Genomic DNA, 14418 nt, shown 5'->3' on the forward strand with positions numbered 1-14418 from the left:
CGAGGCGCCATGATCACCTTGCGTTGAGCTTGCCCTTCGGCAACAAAGGACCCTTAGTCGAGTCAGGAACCCGACCCGGAAAAAACTGTTACCCGCCCGACTCGTGGTGGTAAGTCATGATCACCGGCCAGCCGCTCCAGCAGCTCCGCGTGGCCTGCCCGCCCCACCCGGAACGGCACCGGCGCCGCCCCGCCCCGCTGCAACTGCGCAGCCGGGACGCTCCCCAGCACGACCCGGCAGCCGATCCGCGCGTCCAGGCCCCGCAGCCGCCCCGGCTCCAGCCGCTCGGTTGCCAGCAGCAGGTGTACTCCCAGCGACCGCCCGATCCGCGCCACCGTCAGCAACGTCTGGGCGAAGTCCGGCCGCGCGCCGATGAGCCCCGTGACGTCCTCGACCACGGCCACCAGCCGGGGCAGCACGTGCCCCGCCGCGCGGTACTCCACGATGTCCGCAACCCCCGCCGCCGTCAGCAGGTCGTTGCGCCGCCGCAGCTCGTCGTGCACCGCCCCGTCCAGCCGCGTCAGGCCGTCACCGACCACCAGGTTGCCCGCCACCCCGGCCGAGTGCGGCAGCCGCTCGAACCCGGCAAACGCCACCGCCGCGAGATGGTCGACGAGCAGCACCGCCACCTCGTCCGGCGAGTTGTGCACCGCGAGCCCGAGCACCACGCTGCGCAACAGCTCCGTCTTGCCGGTCCCGGTCGCCCCGATCACCAGCGCGTGCGGCCCGGCCCCGCCGTCGGCCTCCGCCCGCAGATCGAGCGTCACCCGCTGCCCGTCCGCGGTGCGCCCGATCGGCACCACCGGCCCGGACGATCCCTGCGCCCACCGCGCGGCCGGCGCGAACAGCGCCAGGTCCTCGATCCCCCACAGCTGCTCCAGCACGCCGCCGACGGTACCGGGTTCTTAGGGGGCGTACCGGATTCGCCGATTGCGCCGGTACGGGATGATCGGTCGGTGATTCGCTTCGTCCTGAACGTCCTGTGGGTCATCTTCGGTGGCGGGTTCATCCTGTTCCTCGGGTACGCCCTCGCCGCCCTGATCTGTCTGGTGCTCGTCGTCACGATCCCGTTCGCGATCGCGTCGTGGCGGCTGGCCGTCTACTCACTGTGGCCCTTCGGGCGCACCGTGCAGGCCAGGCCCGGCGGCGCCGGCGTGGTCACCGGCCTCGCCAACATCCTGTGGGTCGTCGTCGCCGGCTGGTGGCTCGCCCTGACCCACATCACGGCCGGCATCACGCTGTGCGTGACCATCATCGGCATTCCCTTCGGCATCGCGCATTTCAAGCTCGTGCCGGTCGCCTTCTGGCCGCTGGGCCGCGAGGTCGTGGATCTCTGACGGACCGGAAGGTTTCGCACTGTAAGGGCGCCTTGGCGGCGGGGTATACCGTCGAATGTCCTGAAAAGCGGTGGGGGAGCTTCGCTCCACCCACACCCCCTCAAAACCGCACCGGGTCCTGGTCAGCGCCCCGCGAGGCGGCGGACCTCGGTCTCGAGTTCGTCTATGCGGGCCAGGAGGTCCAGCACCACCCCGAGGGCGGCGTAGTTCAGCGGCAGCTCGGCGTGCAGGCGCTGCACCCGGGCCAGCCGCGCGAGCTGCGCCGCCGGGAACTCGGGCTCGCCGCCGGCCCCCGCTACCGGGTCGAGCAGGCCCAGCGCGACGAAGCGGGTGACCAGCACGGGGTGCACGCCACCCGCGGCCGCGAAGGCCTCCAGGGTCAGGACATGGCGGTGGACGAGGGCCAGGGTCATACCACGCTCCGGGGGTCGTACGTGGACGTGCGGGCCAGCTCCTCGAACAGCCGGCGTTCGTCCGGCGTCGGGCGCGCCGGGACCATGACCCGGACCTCGGCGAAGAGGTCGCCGGGCGACAGGCCCGGCAGGCCCTGACCGCGCAGCCGCAGCCGCCGGCCCGACGACGAGCCGGCCGGGACGTCCACCCGGCGGGTCTCGCCGCCCGGTGTGCGCAGCGGGACCTTCGCCCCGAGGGTCGCCTCCCACGGCGTGACCGGCAGCCGGACGGTCACGTCACGACCGTCCACTGTGTACCGCGGGTCGGCCGCGAACCGCACCACGAGCTGGAGGTCGCCGCGCGGGCCGCCGCCGAGGCCGCCCGAGCCCTGGCCGGCCAGCCGCAGCCGCTGACCGTCGGTGACGCCGCGCGGGATGGTGACGCCGAGGCGGGTGCCGTCGGGGAGCGTGACCGTGCGATGGCCGCCGCGGTACGCGTCCTCCAGCGGGATCGTGATGACCGCCTCGCTGTCGGCCCCGCGCACCGGCCCGAAGCCGAAGAGGTCGCCCAGGTCGGTGAAGCCGCTCGGCCCGCCGTGGAAACCCTGGAAACCGCTGGGCGGCACCGTCGAGCGCGCGTCGTACTCGCGGCGGCGGGCCGGGTCGGACAGCACGTGGTACGCCTCGGTGATCTCCTTGAAGCGGTCCTCCGCGCCCGGCTCCTTGTTGACGTCGGGGTGGCTGCGCCGGGCGAGGGTGCGGTACGCCCGCTGGATCTCCTCGCCCGGCGCGCCCTTCGGCACCCCGAGCACCTCGTAGTAGTCACGCGCCATCGTCGGTCCGCTCGTCCGGTCCGACCGCCACGGCCACCGCGGCCGGGCGCAGCAGCCCGTCCGGGCCCTCGTAGCCGGGCCGGATCACCTGCGCCACGGTGCCGGGCCCGCGCTCGGCCGCGGCGACCGACGTGACCGCCTCGTGCCGCGCCGGGTCGAACACCTCGCCCGGCTCCCCCACCGGTGCGAAGCCGAGCCGGCCCAGGATCGCCAGCGCCTCCGCGCGCACGTGCTCGACGCCTTGCACGATCGCGGCCGGGTCGGCGGCGGCGTGCGCGAGGGCCAGGTCGAGGTGGTCGAGCAGCGGCAGCCAGGCGGCCGTGCACCGCGACCGCTCGGCCGCGGTGCGCTCGGCGACCAGCCGCTCGCACCGCTTCCGCGCGTTGTCGGCGTCGGCCTCGGCCCGCCGCCACCGCTCCTCCCAGTCAGTCTCTTCCATCACGAGAACTCGGCGTCCACGACGTCCTCGTCGGCGGGCGTGGTCGCGGAGGCGCCGGTCAGCGCGTACGCCAGCTGCCGCAGATCCTCGGTCAGCGGCCGGACCTGGTCGTCCCGCGCCGACCGGGCCTGCTGCAGCAGCATCTCCGCGCGGCCGCGCTCATGCTCCGGGATCTGGTTCCCGCGCTCCTCGAGGAGCCGCCGCACCTGGTACGCCGCGCCGTCGAGCTCGTTGCGCGCCTCGACCGAGCGGCGGGTGGCCTCGTCCTCGTTGCGGTACCGCTCGGCCTCCTGCACCATCCGCTCGACGTCAGCCTTGTCCAGCGTGCCGCTCTCGGTGATGGTGATCTGCTGCTCGCCGCCGGTGTCCCGGTCCCGCGCGGACACGTTGAGGATGCCGTTGGCGTCGATGTCGTAGGTGACCTCGATCTGCGGCCCGCCCCGCGGCGCCGGCCGGATGTGCTCCAGCCGCAGCCGGCCCAGCACCCGGTTGTCCGCCGCCCGCTCGCGCTCGCCCTGCAGGACCACGACCTCCACGGCGGGCTGGTTGTCCTCGGCGGTCGTGAACGTCTCGGTCCGCCGCGTCGGGATCGTCGTGTTCCGCTCGATGACCCGCGTCATCAGCCCGCCCAGCGTCTCCACGCCGAGCGAGAGGGGGGTGACATCGAGGAGTACGACATCGCGCACATCGCCCTTCAGGACACCGGCCTGGATCGCCGCTCCGAGCGCGACCACCTCGTCCGGGTTGACGCTCATGTTGGGGTCCTTGCCGCCGGTCAGCCTGCGCACGAGCGCCTGCACGGCGGGCATGCGGGTGGCCCCGCCGACGAGAATCACCTCGTCGAGGTCGCCCTCCCCCACCTTGGCATCGCTCATCGCCTGCCGCACCGGCGCGAGCGTCCGCTCGAGCAGATCGTGCGTCAGGTCCTCGAACACGGCCCGCGTGACGGTGCTGGTCAGATGCTTCGGCCCGTTCGCGTCCGCCGTGATGAAGGGCAGATTCACAGTCGTCTGCGGTACCGTCGACAACTCGATCTTCGCCCGCTCGGCCGCCTCGATCAGCCGCTGCAGCGCCTGCGGATCCTTGCGCAGGTCGATCCCCTCGTCCCGCTTGAACTCCTCGGCGAGATGGTCGACCAGCCGATGATCGAAGTTGTCCCCGCCGAGATGCGTGTCGCCCGCCGTGGCCCGCACCTCGACCACGCCGTCCCCGACGTCGAGAATGCTCACGTCGAACGTCCCACCACCGAGGTCGAACACGAGCACCGTCTCGTGCCCCTGCTTGTCCAACCCATACGCCAGCGCCGCCGCCGTCGGCTCGTTGATGATGCGCAGCACCTCGAGCCCGGCAATCCGCCCGGCGTCCTTGGTAGCCTGCCGCTGCGCGTCGTTGAAGTACGCGGGAACCGTGATGACCGCCTCGGTAACCTTCTCCCCGAGGTACTTCGCGGCATCGTCGGCGAGCTTGCGCAGTACCTGAGCGGAAACCTCCTCCGGCGAGATCTGCCGTCCGCGCACATCGAACCGCACGGCCCCCTCCGGCCCGGGCGCCACCGCATAGGTGACGGTCGCGGCCTCCTCAGCGATCTCATCGAACCGCCGCCCGATGAACCGCTTCGCGGAGGTGATCGTCCCCTCGGGGTTGAGCGCCGCCTGCCGCCGCGCGAGATGCCCGACAAGCCGCTCCCCACCGGCCGTATACGCAACAACGGACGGCGTGGTCCGGCTCCCTTCAGCGTTGGGGATCACCGTCGGCGAACCACCCTCGAACGCGGCGATCACCGAGTTGGTCGTGCCGAGGTCAATACCGACTGCCCTGGCCATGGCCGATCCTTCCGACGCGGGTGACGTCCTCGGGATCCAGCCTTCAGCGGATGTACGGCATGAGCGTCCTGCCCACCGGATGACTGACCCGCCCCAGCCCCCACCGCCGCCCCCCGCCCCGGAGCGGGTGACCACCTCGGGCAGATCGAGCGCGTTCTGGAAGGTGGCCCACCTCTCCCGCCGAAGCTCACCTGCGCGAAGCCGGACGTCCTCCGGAACGCGGCCCCGGAGCACTGCGCCGCGCTGTCGAAGCGCGTGCCCACGAACCACGCACCCGCCGCAAACACGCAGTCCCGAAACCACGCGTCGGCTCGGAACAGCACGTGGTCTGCCAGGTGTGCGGGATTGCCCTGCGCGAGCCGCTCAAGCCCCAGCAGCCCGGCCATGCGCACCGCCGCCTTGACCGAGCCGAGCTGCTCGGCTGGTTCACGTACAGCTCGGTGACCCCTGCTCAGCCGCGTCGTGCTCAACGCCAACGGCGGCCGCCTCGCGGTGCCGCTACCCGCGGGAAGTCCGCCGCCGCTGTCGGTGCGGCTGGACTTCATCCTGGACCCGGACGCGCCGCGGGGGATGTCGCTGCTGGAGATCGAGGCGGTCGCGCCCGTGAAGTTCTTCGCGGACTTTCCCGACGAGTGCGACCGCTACGCCCGGGCGATCCTCGCGCGGGGCTAGTCGGCCATGGACATTGGTAACGCGGGGGGATGTCCTGGAATAGGTGAGGACTTCCGGGTGAGGTGGAGCTTGCGACAGTTCCAGACCACACCCGGGGGGTACTCGTGCCTACGCTCATGCCCCGTTGACCGATCTCGGCCGGTTGCGGCTTGCTCGTGGTGTCGTCGATGACGGCTGGCCGCTTCGCCGGGCCGCTGACCGGTTCCAGGTCGCTGTGACGACCGCGAAACGGTGGGCCTACCGGTACCGGGCCGAGGGTGCCGCGGGCGTGCGTGACCGGTCCAGCCGCCCGCAGCGCAGCCCGGCCCGCGCACCCCGGCCGGTCGAACGACAGGTCCTGCACCTGCGCCGGCGCCTGCCGCCACGACACCGCGATCGGCGGACCACCCGCCGACCGCGTTCCTGACCTCTCTGGGGAAACCTGGGGCCTGTCCCGCCGATCATGGCAACCACATCAGTGCGGCGATGCGTTGCAGGCTGACTTGGTATATCGCAGCGCGTTTGGCGTAGCGGGTCGCCAGATCACGCCAGTGTTGCACTGGCTGCAGCAGCGTTCCACAACGTTGCGCCGCCGGTAGAGCGCTGGGTCGGAGTTCGGTGCCCGTCCGCCACGGCTGCCGTTGGCGGCGCGGGCGATCTGGTCGGACTGTTCCGGGATGGTGTGCCGGAGGCGCCGCTGCCGCAGCGGCCGCCGGTCGGGTCGTGGGCGTAGCCCATGTCCGCGATGAGCATGTCCGGCAGGTCTCGTAGCCGGTGCCCGGACTGGGCGGACCGCGACCCCAGCTCCGGCAGCAATGGCGCAACCACCATCCAGGCCGCATCAGTCAGCTCGCCACGGTGAACCACCGAGACATCGCCGACGACTCAGGGCCATGATCGGGAGGACAGGGCCTAGCCGCAGGTGGTGAGGCCGGCGTTGACTTTGCTGCGCACCACCCGCGTGGCCGACTGGGTCACCCGCTTGGCGAAGTTCGGGTCCGCCTTCGCCGCTGCGATCAAAGCGTCCGTCATAGGCTGCGCGTCCGCCAGCCGCACGCTCAACGGCATGTCGCCGCCCGCCTGGATGAATTTCACCGCGCGCTGGCCCACCGGGACCGAGCTCACCGCGACCGCAGCGCCCAGGTCGTCGGACATGACCAGGCCGTCGAAGCCGAGTTTGCCGCGCAGCAGGTCGGTGATGATCGGGGAGGAGAACGCGGCCACGTTGTGGGAGTCGAGCTTCGGGTACGTGGCCGACGAGATCATGACCGCGGTGGAGCCGGCCTTGATGCCGCTCGCGAAGGGCTTGAGGTAGGGGTCGTCGGCGGTCATCACGGTGTCCTGGGCGCCCGTTGAGGTGTCGGTGTTCACGCGGACGCGGCCCAGGCCCGGGAAGTGTTTCAGGGTGGTCTGCACGCCCGCGCCCTGGACGGCGGTCACGACCGTGGTGATGTCCTCCGCCACCGGGTCGGGGGTCGAGCCGTACTGGCGCTCGAAGCCACCGATCGGCGGGTTGCTCTTGCCGATCTCGGCCGGCACGACGTCCGCCACCGGGGCCAGGTCGATGGTGATGCCGACGTTCTTCAGGCGCCCGGCCCACTCGGCCGTCCTCGACGACAGCGTCGAGGCGTCCAGTTTGCCCTGGTTCACCGCCGTCGGGATGGCGGGGAAGTCGTCGCCCTTGAGGGTCTGGACCTGGCCGCCCTCCTGGTCGATGCCGATCTGCAGGGCCAGGCCGCCGTTCTGCTTGGCCGCCTCCTGCAACTGGGCGATCTGCCCGCGCAGGGTCGCCGCCGACGTCGAGGAGCGACCCGCCAGAAAGAGCCCACCCAGCTTGTACTTCCCCAGCGTCGACGTCGCGCCCAGCGGTGAGCTCAGCGGAGTGCCGATCATGAGCAGCTGCGCCGCCTGTAATTCGAGCGGCATCTTGGCGACCAGCGACTCGGCGCACCCGGTGGAGGCGGACGGCGCGGCACCCGAGCTCGGGCGTGTCCCCGACGACGTTCCCGGAGCAGCCGCGGAGCCCGGAGACGGCGAGTCACCGCCATCGGAAAAGCCCGCGTACGCGACCCCAGCCCCGATGAGCACCACGACGACCACCGCGACGATCGCCCACACCCGCCACGGCTCGGCGTTCCGGCGCGATCCTCTCGGCATCCGCTGCGCTCCCTCCGAAGGCCCCCGTCCGGACCCGAGGATACGGCGTCTAGCGGTACGCGGTCAGGAACCGGTCGCGGAACTGATCCATCCGCCACACCGGCGCCCCGTCCGCCGGCCGCAGCCCCGGCTGCCAGCCCCAGCCGGAGATCTTCGCGAGCACCGCTGGGTCCTTGGCCACGATCGTGATGGGCACGTCGTGGCTGGCGGTGTCGCCGACGATGACCGGGGACGGCTGGTGGTCGCCGAGGAACACGACCACGAGGTTGTCGTCGCCGTACGTCTCGATGTAGGAGATGAGTGAGCTGAGCGAGTACACGATCGAGTTGCGGTACGCCGTGCGAATCTTGTCCGACGTGCGGATGACCGAGTCCGGCGGGTCGCCCTCGGTGCTCATGGTCTGATAGACGGTACCGTCGCCGATGTCTTTCCAGTCGACCAGTTGCGGGATCGGCGTCCACGGCGCGTGGCTCGACACGAGCGGGATCTCGGTGAAGCCCGGCTGGTGGCCCGGCTGGCGCTCCAGTCGCTGATACGCCGCGAGCGTGAACTGGTCCGGCACGGGGACATAGCTGAACTTCGGGCCCTTGTAGCCCATGGTCCGCGAGTCGTACAGGTCGTGGTACTGGAAAAACTTGCCCTCGGGCCAGTCCCGGTCGTTGGCCGGCATGATCCCGCCGACGTGCCAGCCGGCCCGGCGGAACGCGGCGTTGAGCGTGAACCGGTCCCCGGCCAGCAGCGACGAGCTGCGCTGGTTGTTGTCGACCCACAGGCCCGACAGCAGCGTCTCGTGCGCCATCCAGCTGCCGCCGCCGGTGATCGGGGAGGTCAGGAACGCGGAGCGGGCCGAGAAGCCGGCCGCCGCGAGCCGTTTCGTGCCGTCGTCGAGCACCGCGCTGACCTGCGGCGCGTACTGCGGATTCTGCACCGCGTCGCGCCCGTAGCTCTCCACGAAGGTGAGCAGCACGTCCTTGCCCCGCAGCGCGGTCAGCAGCTGCGAGCCGGGCACGTCGCGGAACGCGTCGATCTGCGCCTGCTGGCCGAACTTCTCACCGTCGTTGATGTCCCGCCGGACCAGCCCGATCTGGTCGCCGAGCGCGGCCACCGCCCCGTCGGAGGCGGCGAGCAGCCCGCCGGTCTGCACGCTGAACACCGCGCACACGGCCCACACCCCGGCCAGCACCGCGGTCCCGCGGGTGGTCGCGACCTGATGGCGCACCGCGAGCCGGGACAGCCGCCGCAGCGCGAGCGTCATGACCACCGGCACCGACAGCACGATCAGCCCGAGGATGACGGTGAGCACGACCGCGGCCGGCTTGCCCAGCGAGGACTCGACCAGCCCGAACGCCGGGTCGAGCAGCACCCAGTCGAGCACCGGGTCGAACGGGCGGGACAGCGCGGTGTAGAAGCCCAGGTTGAACAGCCGGATGATCAGCAGCAGGCCGAGGACGACCCCCGCCACGCTCAGCACGACGGTCCGGGCGCGGCCCCGCACGGCCAGGAACACCGCGACCAGCAGGAGCCCCTCGATCGGGATGCGCAGAAAAGCCATCCAGGTGTACTGCGTGAGCGAATCGGGCGTCACCAGTGTGAACAGCACCACGGCGGCGCCGAGCACCGTGCCCAGCCAGACGAGCCCGGTGCGCAGCCAGTGCCGGCGCGGCTTCGCGGGAACGGCGGCGGGGGCCTCCGCGGGTGGGGACAGGACCGCCATCAGGAGGACACCGCCACCCGCAGCGACTGCCGCCGCCAGCGCCACAGCACCTCGGAGCCGAACGACTCGACGAGGAACAGCAGCGCGATCGCCACGACCGTGGTGGTCACGGCGAGCGGCAGCAGCCCCGTCGCGGCCACGGCGAGGGTCACGCCCTGCATCGCGGCGACGACCTTCCGCCAGTACCGTGGCGGAACCGGACCCCGCAGCCAGGGCACCAGCCACCCGGCGAAGCCGATGACGTATCGCATGAGCCCGATCGCGAGCACCCACGGCCCGACGGACTCGGCCACGAACACGCTCAGCACCAGGATCAGCCAGGCGTCGGCCTCCATGTCGAACCGGGCCCCGAGCGGCGTGCAGCCCGCGGTGCGCCGGGCGATCTGGCCGTCGACCGCGTCCAGCGCGAGCGCGACGGCGGCGAGCAGGCACAGCACCGCGATCGGCGCCGGGCGGGTGAACGAGTCGGCGGTGAGGGCCGCGACCCCGCCGGCCAGCGCGGCCCGGGTCTGCGTCACCCAGTTGGCCGCCCCGAACGCCTCGGCGCCGGAGCGCTGCAGCCCGTACTCGAGGGCGACGTACGTGACGAGGCCGCTGACCAGACCGATCGCCCATCCGGCCGTTCCCAGCCCGACCGTCCCCGACAGGACAGCGAGCACGGCAACATGGAAGATCAGTCCAGAGACCGGACCGGTTCGAACCTTCGGCATCGTCACTCCGTGTACGAGGCTGTGCTAGCTGACCATGAACCCGACAGTGGTGCATACGCGCATTCGGCGTTCACGGTTCGATCCTCAACATGCCTAAGGAGTACCCCTATGCGCACGGCGAACGCGTTCTGGTTCACCGACACGGGCGGTGAACTCCGTCGCGTCGAGGTGCCGGCGCCCGGTGCGGACGAGGTGCTGGTCCGCACGCTGTACTCGGGTGTGAGCCGCGGCACGGAGACGCTCGTGTTCGCCGGGAAGGTGCCGGCCGACCAGCACGACGTCATGCGCGCGCCGTTCCAGGAGGGCGACTTCCCGTTCCCGGTGAAGTACGGCTACCTCAACGTCGGGGTGGTCGAGGAGGGGCCGGCGGACCTGCGCGGCCGGGCGGTGTTCTGCCTGTACCCGCACCAGACCGCGTACGTCGTGCCGCGCTCGGCCGTGGTGCCGCTGCCGGACGGCCTGCCGCCGCGCCGGGCCGTGCTCGCCGGGACCGTGGAGACCGCGGTCAACGCGCTGTGGGACGCCGCCCCGCTGATCGGCGACCGGGTGACCGTGATCGGCGCGGGCATGGTCGGCTGCAGCGTCGCCGCCCTGCTGGCCCGGCTGCCGGGCGCCGAGGTCGAACTGGTCGACGTCGACCCGGCCCGGGCCGCGGTGGCGGCGGCGCTCGGCGTCCCGTTCCGCGCGCCGGAGGAGGCGGCGGGCGGCCGCGACCTGGTCATCCACGCCAGCGCGAACGAGCGCGGCCTGCAGCGGGCCCTCGAGCTGCTCCGGCCGGAGGGCACGGCGATCGAGCTCAGCTGGTACGGCGACCGCCCCGTCACCCTCGCGCTCGGCGGCACATTCCACTCGGGCCGCCTGACCATCCGCAGCAGCCAGGTCGGCACCGTGTCGCCGGCCCGCAGCTCGTCGCGGACCTACGCCGACCGGCTGGCCCTGGCCCTGCGCCTGCTGCGGGACCCGGCCTTCGACGCCCTCATCACCGGCTCGTCACCGTTCGAACAGCTGCCGGCGGTGCTCCCACGCCTCGCCGACGGCTCACTGCCTGCCCTGTGCCACCTGATCACCTATGCGCTGTAAGGGCGCCCTGGCACCGTTGGACACCGCGTCATGTCCTGAAAAACAGTGGGGGAGCAAGCTCCACCCACACCCCCTCAACACCGCACCGGGTCCGACGGGCAGCAGCACGTCATCCTGGAACAGCGCCCTGATCACCTACTCCGAGGAGCTTTACGCGTGTACAGCCTCACCGTCCGTGACCACATGATGATCGCCCACAGCTTCCGCGGCGAGGTCTTCGGGCCCGCCCAGCGGCTGCACGGCGCCACCTACGTGGTCGACGTGACGTTCTTCCGGCGCGACCTCGACGCCGACAACCTGGTCGTCGACATCGGGCTCGCGTCGCAGGAGCTCAAGGACGTCCTGGCCGCGTTCAACTACCGCAACCTCGACGACGAGCCCGACTTCAGCGGGATCAACACCTCGACCGAGATGCTCGCCGCGGTGGTCGCCGACCGGCTCGCCGACCGGATCGCCGCGGGCGGCCTCGGTCCGGGCGCGACCGGCCTGGAGCGGCTGTCGGTGACGCTGCGCGAGTCCCACGTGGCCTGGGCCACCTACGAGCGCACGCTCTGATGCTCACCATGATCGCTGTCCTGTGATCTTCGTCCTCCCCAACGACATCGACGATCCGGCCGTGCCGAGCGGCGGCAACCGGTACGACCGCGAGGTCTGCGCCCGGCTGGACGCCGACGAGCGGCCGGCGTTCGGGGCCTGGCCCACCCCGGCCGCCGAAGAGCTCGCGGCGCTCGACGCCCTCCTCGCGGACGTCGCCGACGGCGCGCCGGTGGTGATCGACGGGCTGATCGCCTCCTGCGCGCCGGCCGTGCTCGAGCGCCACGCGGCCCGGCTGCGGCTCGTGGTGCTCGTGCACATGCCGTTCGGCGACGACGACCCGGCGGCCCGGCCGGCGGAGGCGCGGGCGCTGCGTGCGGCTCGCAGCGTCCTCGTCACCAGCGACTGGACCGGTCGCCGTCTGCACCAGTTGTACGCCCTGACCGCCGACCGGATCCAGGTCGCTACTCCCGGTGTTGATCAGGCCCCGCTCGCGGCCGGTTCGGGCGGCGCCGGGGCGCTGCTGACGGTCGCCGTCCTCGGTCCTCACAAGGGCCAGGACGTGCTGGTCGAGGCCTTGGGCCAGGTCGCCGACCGGGACTGGACCGGGGTGCTCGCCGGCGCGACGAACCGCGATCCGGCCTATGTCAAACGGGTCACCCAGCGTATCGACGCGCTCGGTCTCGGCGACCGCATCCACCTGGTCGGCGCCAGGACCGGCCCCGAGCTCGGCGCCCTCTACGCCGCCGCCGACCTGCTGGTCCACCCGTCCCGGGGCGAGACCTACGGCATGGTGGCGGCGGAGGCGCTGGCGCGCGGGGTACCGGTGCTGGGAACGACCGCCAAGGGACTGCCGGACGTTGTTGGCGACGCCGGCATGCTCGTGCCGCCGGGCGACCCGGACGCGCTCGCGAACGCGCTGCGCCGATGGTTCGACGAGCCGGAACTGCGGTATGAGCTGCGGACGGCCGCCCGCACACGGCGGGCCATGCTCACGGGGTGGGACGACACTGCCCGTACCGTGGAAGCGGTTTTCCGGAAGGTGATCACGGACTGAACCCGATCGCATTCGGCGGCGTATGTCTTAAGAGATCGTCCGGAAGGGATTCGTCATGTCGAGCGTCGCCGCGCCGCGCCGGGCCGTGAACTGGGGCCTCGTGCGCACCGTCGCGGGCCTCGCCGTGCTCGCGCTGCTCGTGTGGCGCATCGGCAGCGGCCCGTTCCTGGCCGGCCTGCGCAAGATCGACGCCTGGGCGATCCTGGCCGCGGTCGGCGTCGGGGCGGCCACCATCGTCGCCTGCGCCTGGCGGTGGCAGCTCGTCGCGCGCGGCCTCGGGATGCGACTGTCCCTGCGCACCGCGATCGCCGAGTTGTACCGTGCGGTGCTCATCAACTCCACCCTGCCCGGCGGCGTGCTGGGCGACGTGGACCGGGCCGTCGGGCACGGCAAGGCCGACGGCGACCTGGGCCGCGGCATCCGCGCCGTGGTCTGGGAGCGCACCGCCGGCCAGGTCGTGCAGATCGCCCTCGCCGTCGCCCTGCTCTGGGCGCTGCCCTCACCCGTGCGGCCGTACGTGCCCCGCATCGCCGCCGTCGTCGCCCTGTTCGCGCTGGTCGTGGTGGTGCTGGCGCTGGTCGCCGGCCGACGCGGGCCGCAGTGGTGGCGCCGGGCGGTGGACACGCTGCGGGCCGACGTGCGGGAGGTGCTGCTCACCCGGCGGATCTGGCCCGGGGTGGTGTTCTTCTCCGCCGTCGCGGTGGCCGGTCACCTGATCACGTTCCTGGTCGCCGCGCGGACCGCCGGCCTGACCGCGCCGGCCTCCCAGCTCCTGCCGCTGACCCTGCTGGCCCTGCTGGCCATGGGAGTTCCGGCCAACATCGGCGGATTCGGGCCGCGCGAAGGGGTCGCCGCCTGGGCGTTCGCCGCCGCCGGCCTGACCGCCGCACAAGGGGTCGCGACGGCGACCGTCTACGGGGTACTGGTGTTGGTGTCGAGCCTTCCCGGTGTCGCGGTTCTGCTCTTCCGCCGCCGCGCCGTGGCGGGTTGACCGAGACAAAAGACTCTTCCGCCGCCGCGCCGTGGCGGGTCGACCCGAGACAAAGGAGCGGAATGTTCGAAACACTGCCCGGGGCAACGATGCGCACGCAGGTGACCGTGCCGCTGCGGCTCCTCGACGGGTACTCCACCACCGCCCGCCTGTTCTCGTTCAACGGCCTGGTCGACGGCCGCGAGCACGTCGCCTTCGGCCTCGGTGACTGGGCGGACGCGGCCCGGCGCAGCGCCGGCGACGGCGCCGCGCCACTGGTCCGGCTGCACAGCGAGTGCCTGACCGGGGACATCTTCGGCAGTGAGCGCTGCGACTGCGGGCCGCAGCTGCGCGAGGCGATCGAGCGGATCTCCGAGGCCGGGGGATTCGTCCTGTACCTGCGGCAGGAGGGGCGGGGCATCGGCCTGTACTCGAAGCTCGACGCCTATGCCCTGCAGGACACCGGCCTGGACACCTTCGAGGCCAACCTGGCCCTCGGGCACGCCGAGGACGAGCGGGACTACTCCGCGGCGGCCCAGATGCTCGACGCGCTCGGCGTCACCCGCATCCGGCTGCTCACCAACAACCCGGACAAGGCCGACCAGCTCGGCAAGCTCGGGGTGACGGTCGACAGCGTGGTACCGACGGGGGTATTTCTGAGCAAGGCGAACGCGGGCTACCTCGCGGCAAAGGCGAGCCGTGCCGCCGCGAGGTGAGGCCA

General features: G+C 72.0%; 15 protein-coding genes and 2 pseudogenes. 8 read left to right on the forward strand and 9 right to left on the reverse strand.

Annotated elements, in window-relative coordinates:
- Window positions 1-62: 62 nt before the first annotated feature.
- Window positions 63-884 carry an FtsK/SpoIIIE domain-containing protein gene (locus ACQP00_RS41020; protein WP_433207261.1) on the reverse strand — a complete coding sequence of 274 codons (822 nt, stop codon included), beginning with the start codon at window positions 882-884 and terminating at the stop codon, window positions 63-65.
- A 72-nt stretch (window positions 885-956) separates the two neighbouring features.
- Between ACQP00_RS41020 and ACQP00_RS41025 the strand changes: the two genes are divergently transcribed.
- On the forward strand, window positions 957-1337 hold the full coding sequence (locus tag ACQP00_RS41025) for a YccF domain-containing protein (protein WP_433207264.1): 381 nt from the start codon (window positions 957-959) through the stop codon (window positions 1335-1337).
- Window positions 1338-1459: 122 nt separating this feature from the next.
- On the opposite strand, the gene ACQP00_RS41030 is transcribed toward ACQP00_RS41025, so the two are convergent.
- Genes ACQP00_RS41030 through dnaK form a run of 4 tightly spaced genes read right to left on the reverse strand, consistent with a single transcriptional unit; the run spans window position 1460 to window position 4824 of the window.
- The gene (locus tag ACQP00_RS41030) at window positions 1460-1750 is read right to left on the reverse strand and encodes a chaperone modulator CbpM (RefSeq protein WP_433207267.1); all 291 of its coding nucleotides are present in this window, start codon (window positions 1748-1750) and stop codon (window positions 1460-1462) included.
- Window positions 1747-2562 (reverse strand): DnaJ C-terminal domain-containing protein, encoded by an 816-nt coding sequence (locus ACQP00_RS41035; RefSeq protein ID WP_433207270.1) that lies wholly within the window; start codon window positions 2560-2562, stop codon window positions 1747-1749. The genes ACQP00_RS41030 and ACQP00_RS41035 overlap by 4 nt, the downstream gene beginning before the upstream one ends.
- Entirely contained in the window at window positions 2552-3001 is a 450-nt protein-coding gene (locus ACQP00_RS41040; RefSeq protein WP_433207273.1) for a nucleotide exchange factor GrpE, read from the reverse strand. Before ACQP00_RS41040 ends, ACQP00_RS41035 begins: the two co-directional genes overlap by 11 nt.
- The gene (gene dnaK, locus ACQP00_RS41045; protein ID WP_433207276.1) at window positions 3001-4824 is read right to left on the reverse strand and encodes a molecular chaperone DnaK; all 1824 of its coding nucleotides are present in this window, start codon (window positions 4822-4824) and stop codon (window positions 3001-3003) included. The genes ACQP00_RS41040 and dnaK overlap by 1 nt, the downstream gene beginning before the upstream one ends.
- Before the next feature lie 462 nt (window positions 4825-5286).
- Between dnaK and ACQP00_RS41050 the strand changes: the two genes are divergently transcribed.
- Both ACQP00_RS41050 and ACQP00_RS41055 read left to right on the forward strand, forming a co-directional pair.
- On the forward strand, window positions 5287-5496 hold the full coding sequence (locus ACQP00_RS41050) for a hypothetical protein (protein WP_433207279.1): 210 nt from the start codon (window positions 5287-5289) through the stop codon (window positions 5494-5496).
- Window positions 5497-5620: 124 nt separating this feature from the next.
- Window positions 5621-5845: pseudogene (locus tag ACQP00_RS41055) on the forward strand (leucine zipper domain-containing protein); the annotation flags it as partial.
- Between the two features lie 91 nt (window positions 5846-5936).
- On the opposite strand, the pseudogene ACQP00_RS41060 reads toward ACQP00_RS41055, so the two are convergent.
- The 4 genes and pseudogenes from ACQP00_RS41060 to ACQP00_RS41075 form a co-directional block, all read right to left on the reverse strand.
- A pseudogene (locus ACQP00_RS41060) lies at window positions 5937-6249 on the reverse strand (transposase); the annotation flags it as partial.
- 138 nt (window positions 6250-6387) lie between these two features.
- Window positions 6388-7632: a glycoside hydrolase family 3 N-terminal domain-containing protein gene (locus tag ACQP00_RS41065; protein WP_433207282.1), complete on the reverse strand. Its 1245-nt coding sequence runs from the start codon at window positions 7630-7632 to the stop codon at window positions 6388-6390.
- Window positions 7633-7681: 49 nt separating this feature from the next.
- Window positions 7682-9346, reverse strand: a complete 1665-nt coding sequence (locus ACQP00_RS41070; RefSeq protein WP_433207285.1) for a sulfatase-like hydrolase/transferase — start codon at window positions 9344-9346, stop codon at window positions 7682-7684.
- Entirely contained in the window at window positions 9346-10005 is a 660-nt protein-coding gene (locus ACQP00_RS41075) for a CDP-alcohol phosphatidyltransferase family protein (protein ID WP_433207288.1), read from the reverse strand. Before ACQP00_RS41075 ends, ACQP00_RS41070 begins: the two co-directional genes overlap by 1 nt.
- A 159-nt stretch (window positions 10006-10164) precedes the next feature.
- On the opposite strand from ACQP00_RS41075, the gene ACQP00_RS41080 reads away from it, so the two are divergent.
- The 5 genes from ACQP00_RS41080 (at window position 10165) to ACQP00_RS41100 (ending at window position 14413) form a co-directional block, all read left to right on the forward strand.
- Window positions 10165-11136: a zinc-dependent alcohol dehydrogenase gene (locus ACQP00_RS41080; RefSeq protein WP_433207291.1), complete on the forward strand. Its 972-nt coding sequence runs from the start codon at window positions 10165-10167 to the stop codon at window positions 11134-11136.
- 156 nt (window positions 11137-11292) lie between these two features.
- Window positions 11293-11691 (forward strand): 6-pyruvoyl trahydropterin synthase family protein, encoded by a 399-nt coding sequence (locus ACQP00_RS41085; protein WP_433207294.1) that lies wholly within the window; start codon window positions 11293-11295, stop codon window positions 11689-11691.
- Window positions 11692-11713: 22 nt separating this feature from the next.
- Window positions 11714-12727, forward strand: coding sequence for a glycosyltransferase family 4 protein (locus ACQP00_RS41090; protein ID WP_433207297.1), 1014 nt, complete (start codon window positions 11714-11716; stop codon window positions 12725-12727).
- Window positions 12728-12782: 55 nt separating this feature from the next.
- Window positions 12783-13718, forward strand: a complete 936-nt coding sequence (locus tag ACQP00_RS41095; protein WP_433207300.1) for a lysylphosphatidylglycerol synthase transmembrane domain-containing protein — start codon at window positions 12783-12785, stop codon at window positions 13716-13718.
- Between the two features lie 62 nt (window positions 13719-13780).
- Window positions 13781-14413 (forward strand): GTP cyclohydrolase II, encoded by a 633-nt coding sequence (locus tag ACQP00_RS41100; RefSeq protein ID WP_433207303.1) that lies wholly within the window; start codon window positions 13781-13783, stop codon window positions 14411-14413.
- Window positions 14414-14418 lie beyond the last annotated feature (5 nt).

The sequence above is a fragment of the Dactylosporangium sp. CS-047395 genome, from assembly GCF_050942185.1.
Taxonomy (GTDB): Bacteria; Actinomycetota; Actinomycetes; order Mycobacteriales; family Micromonosporaceae; genus Dactylosporangium.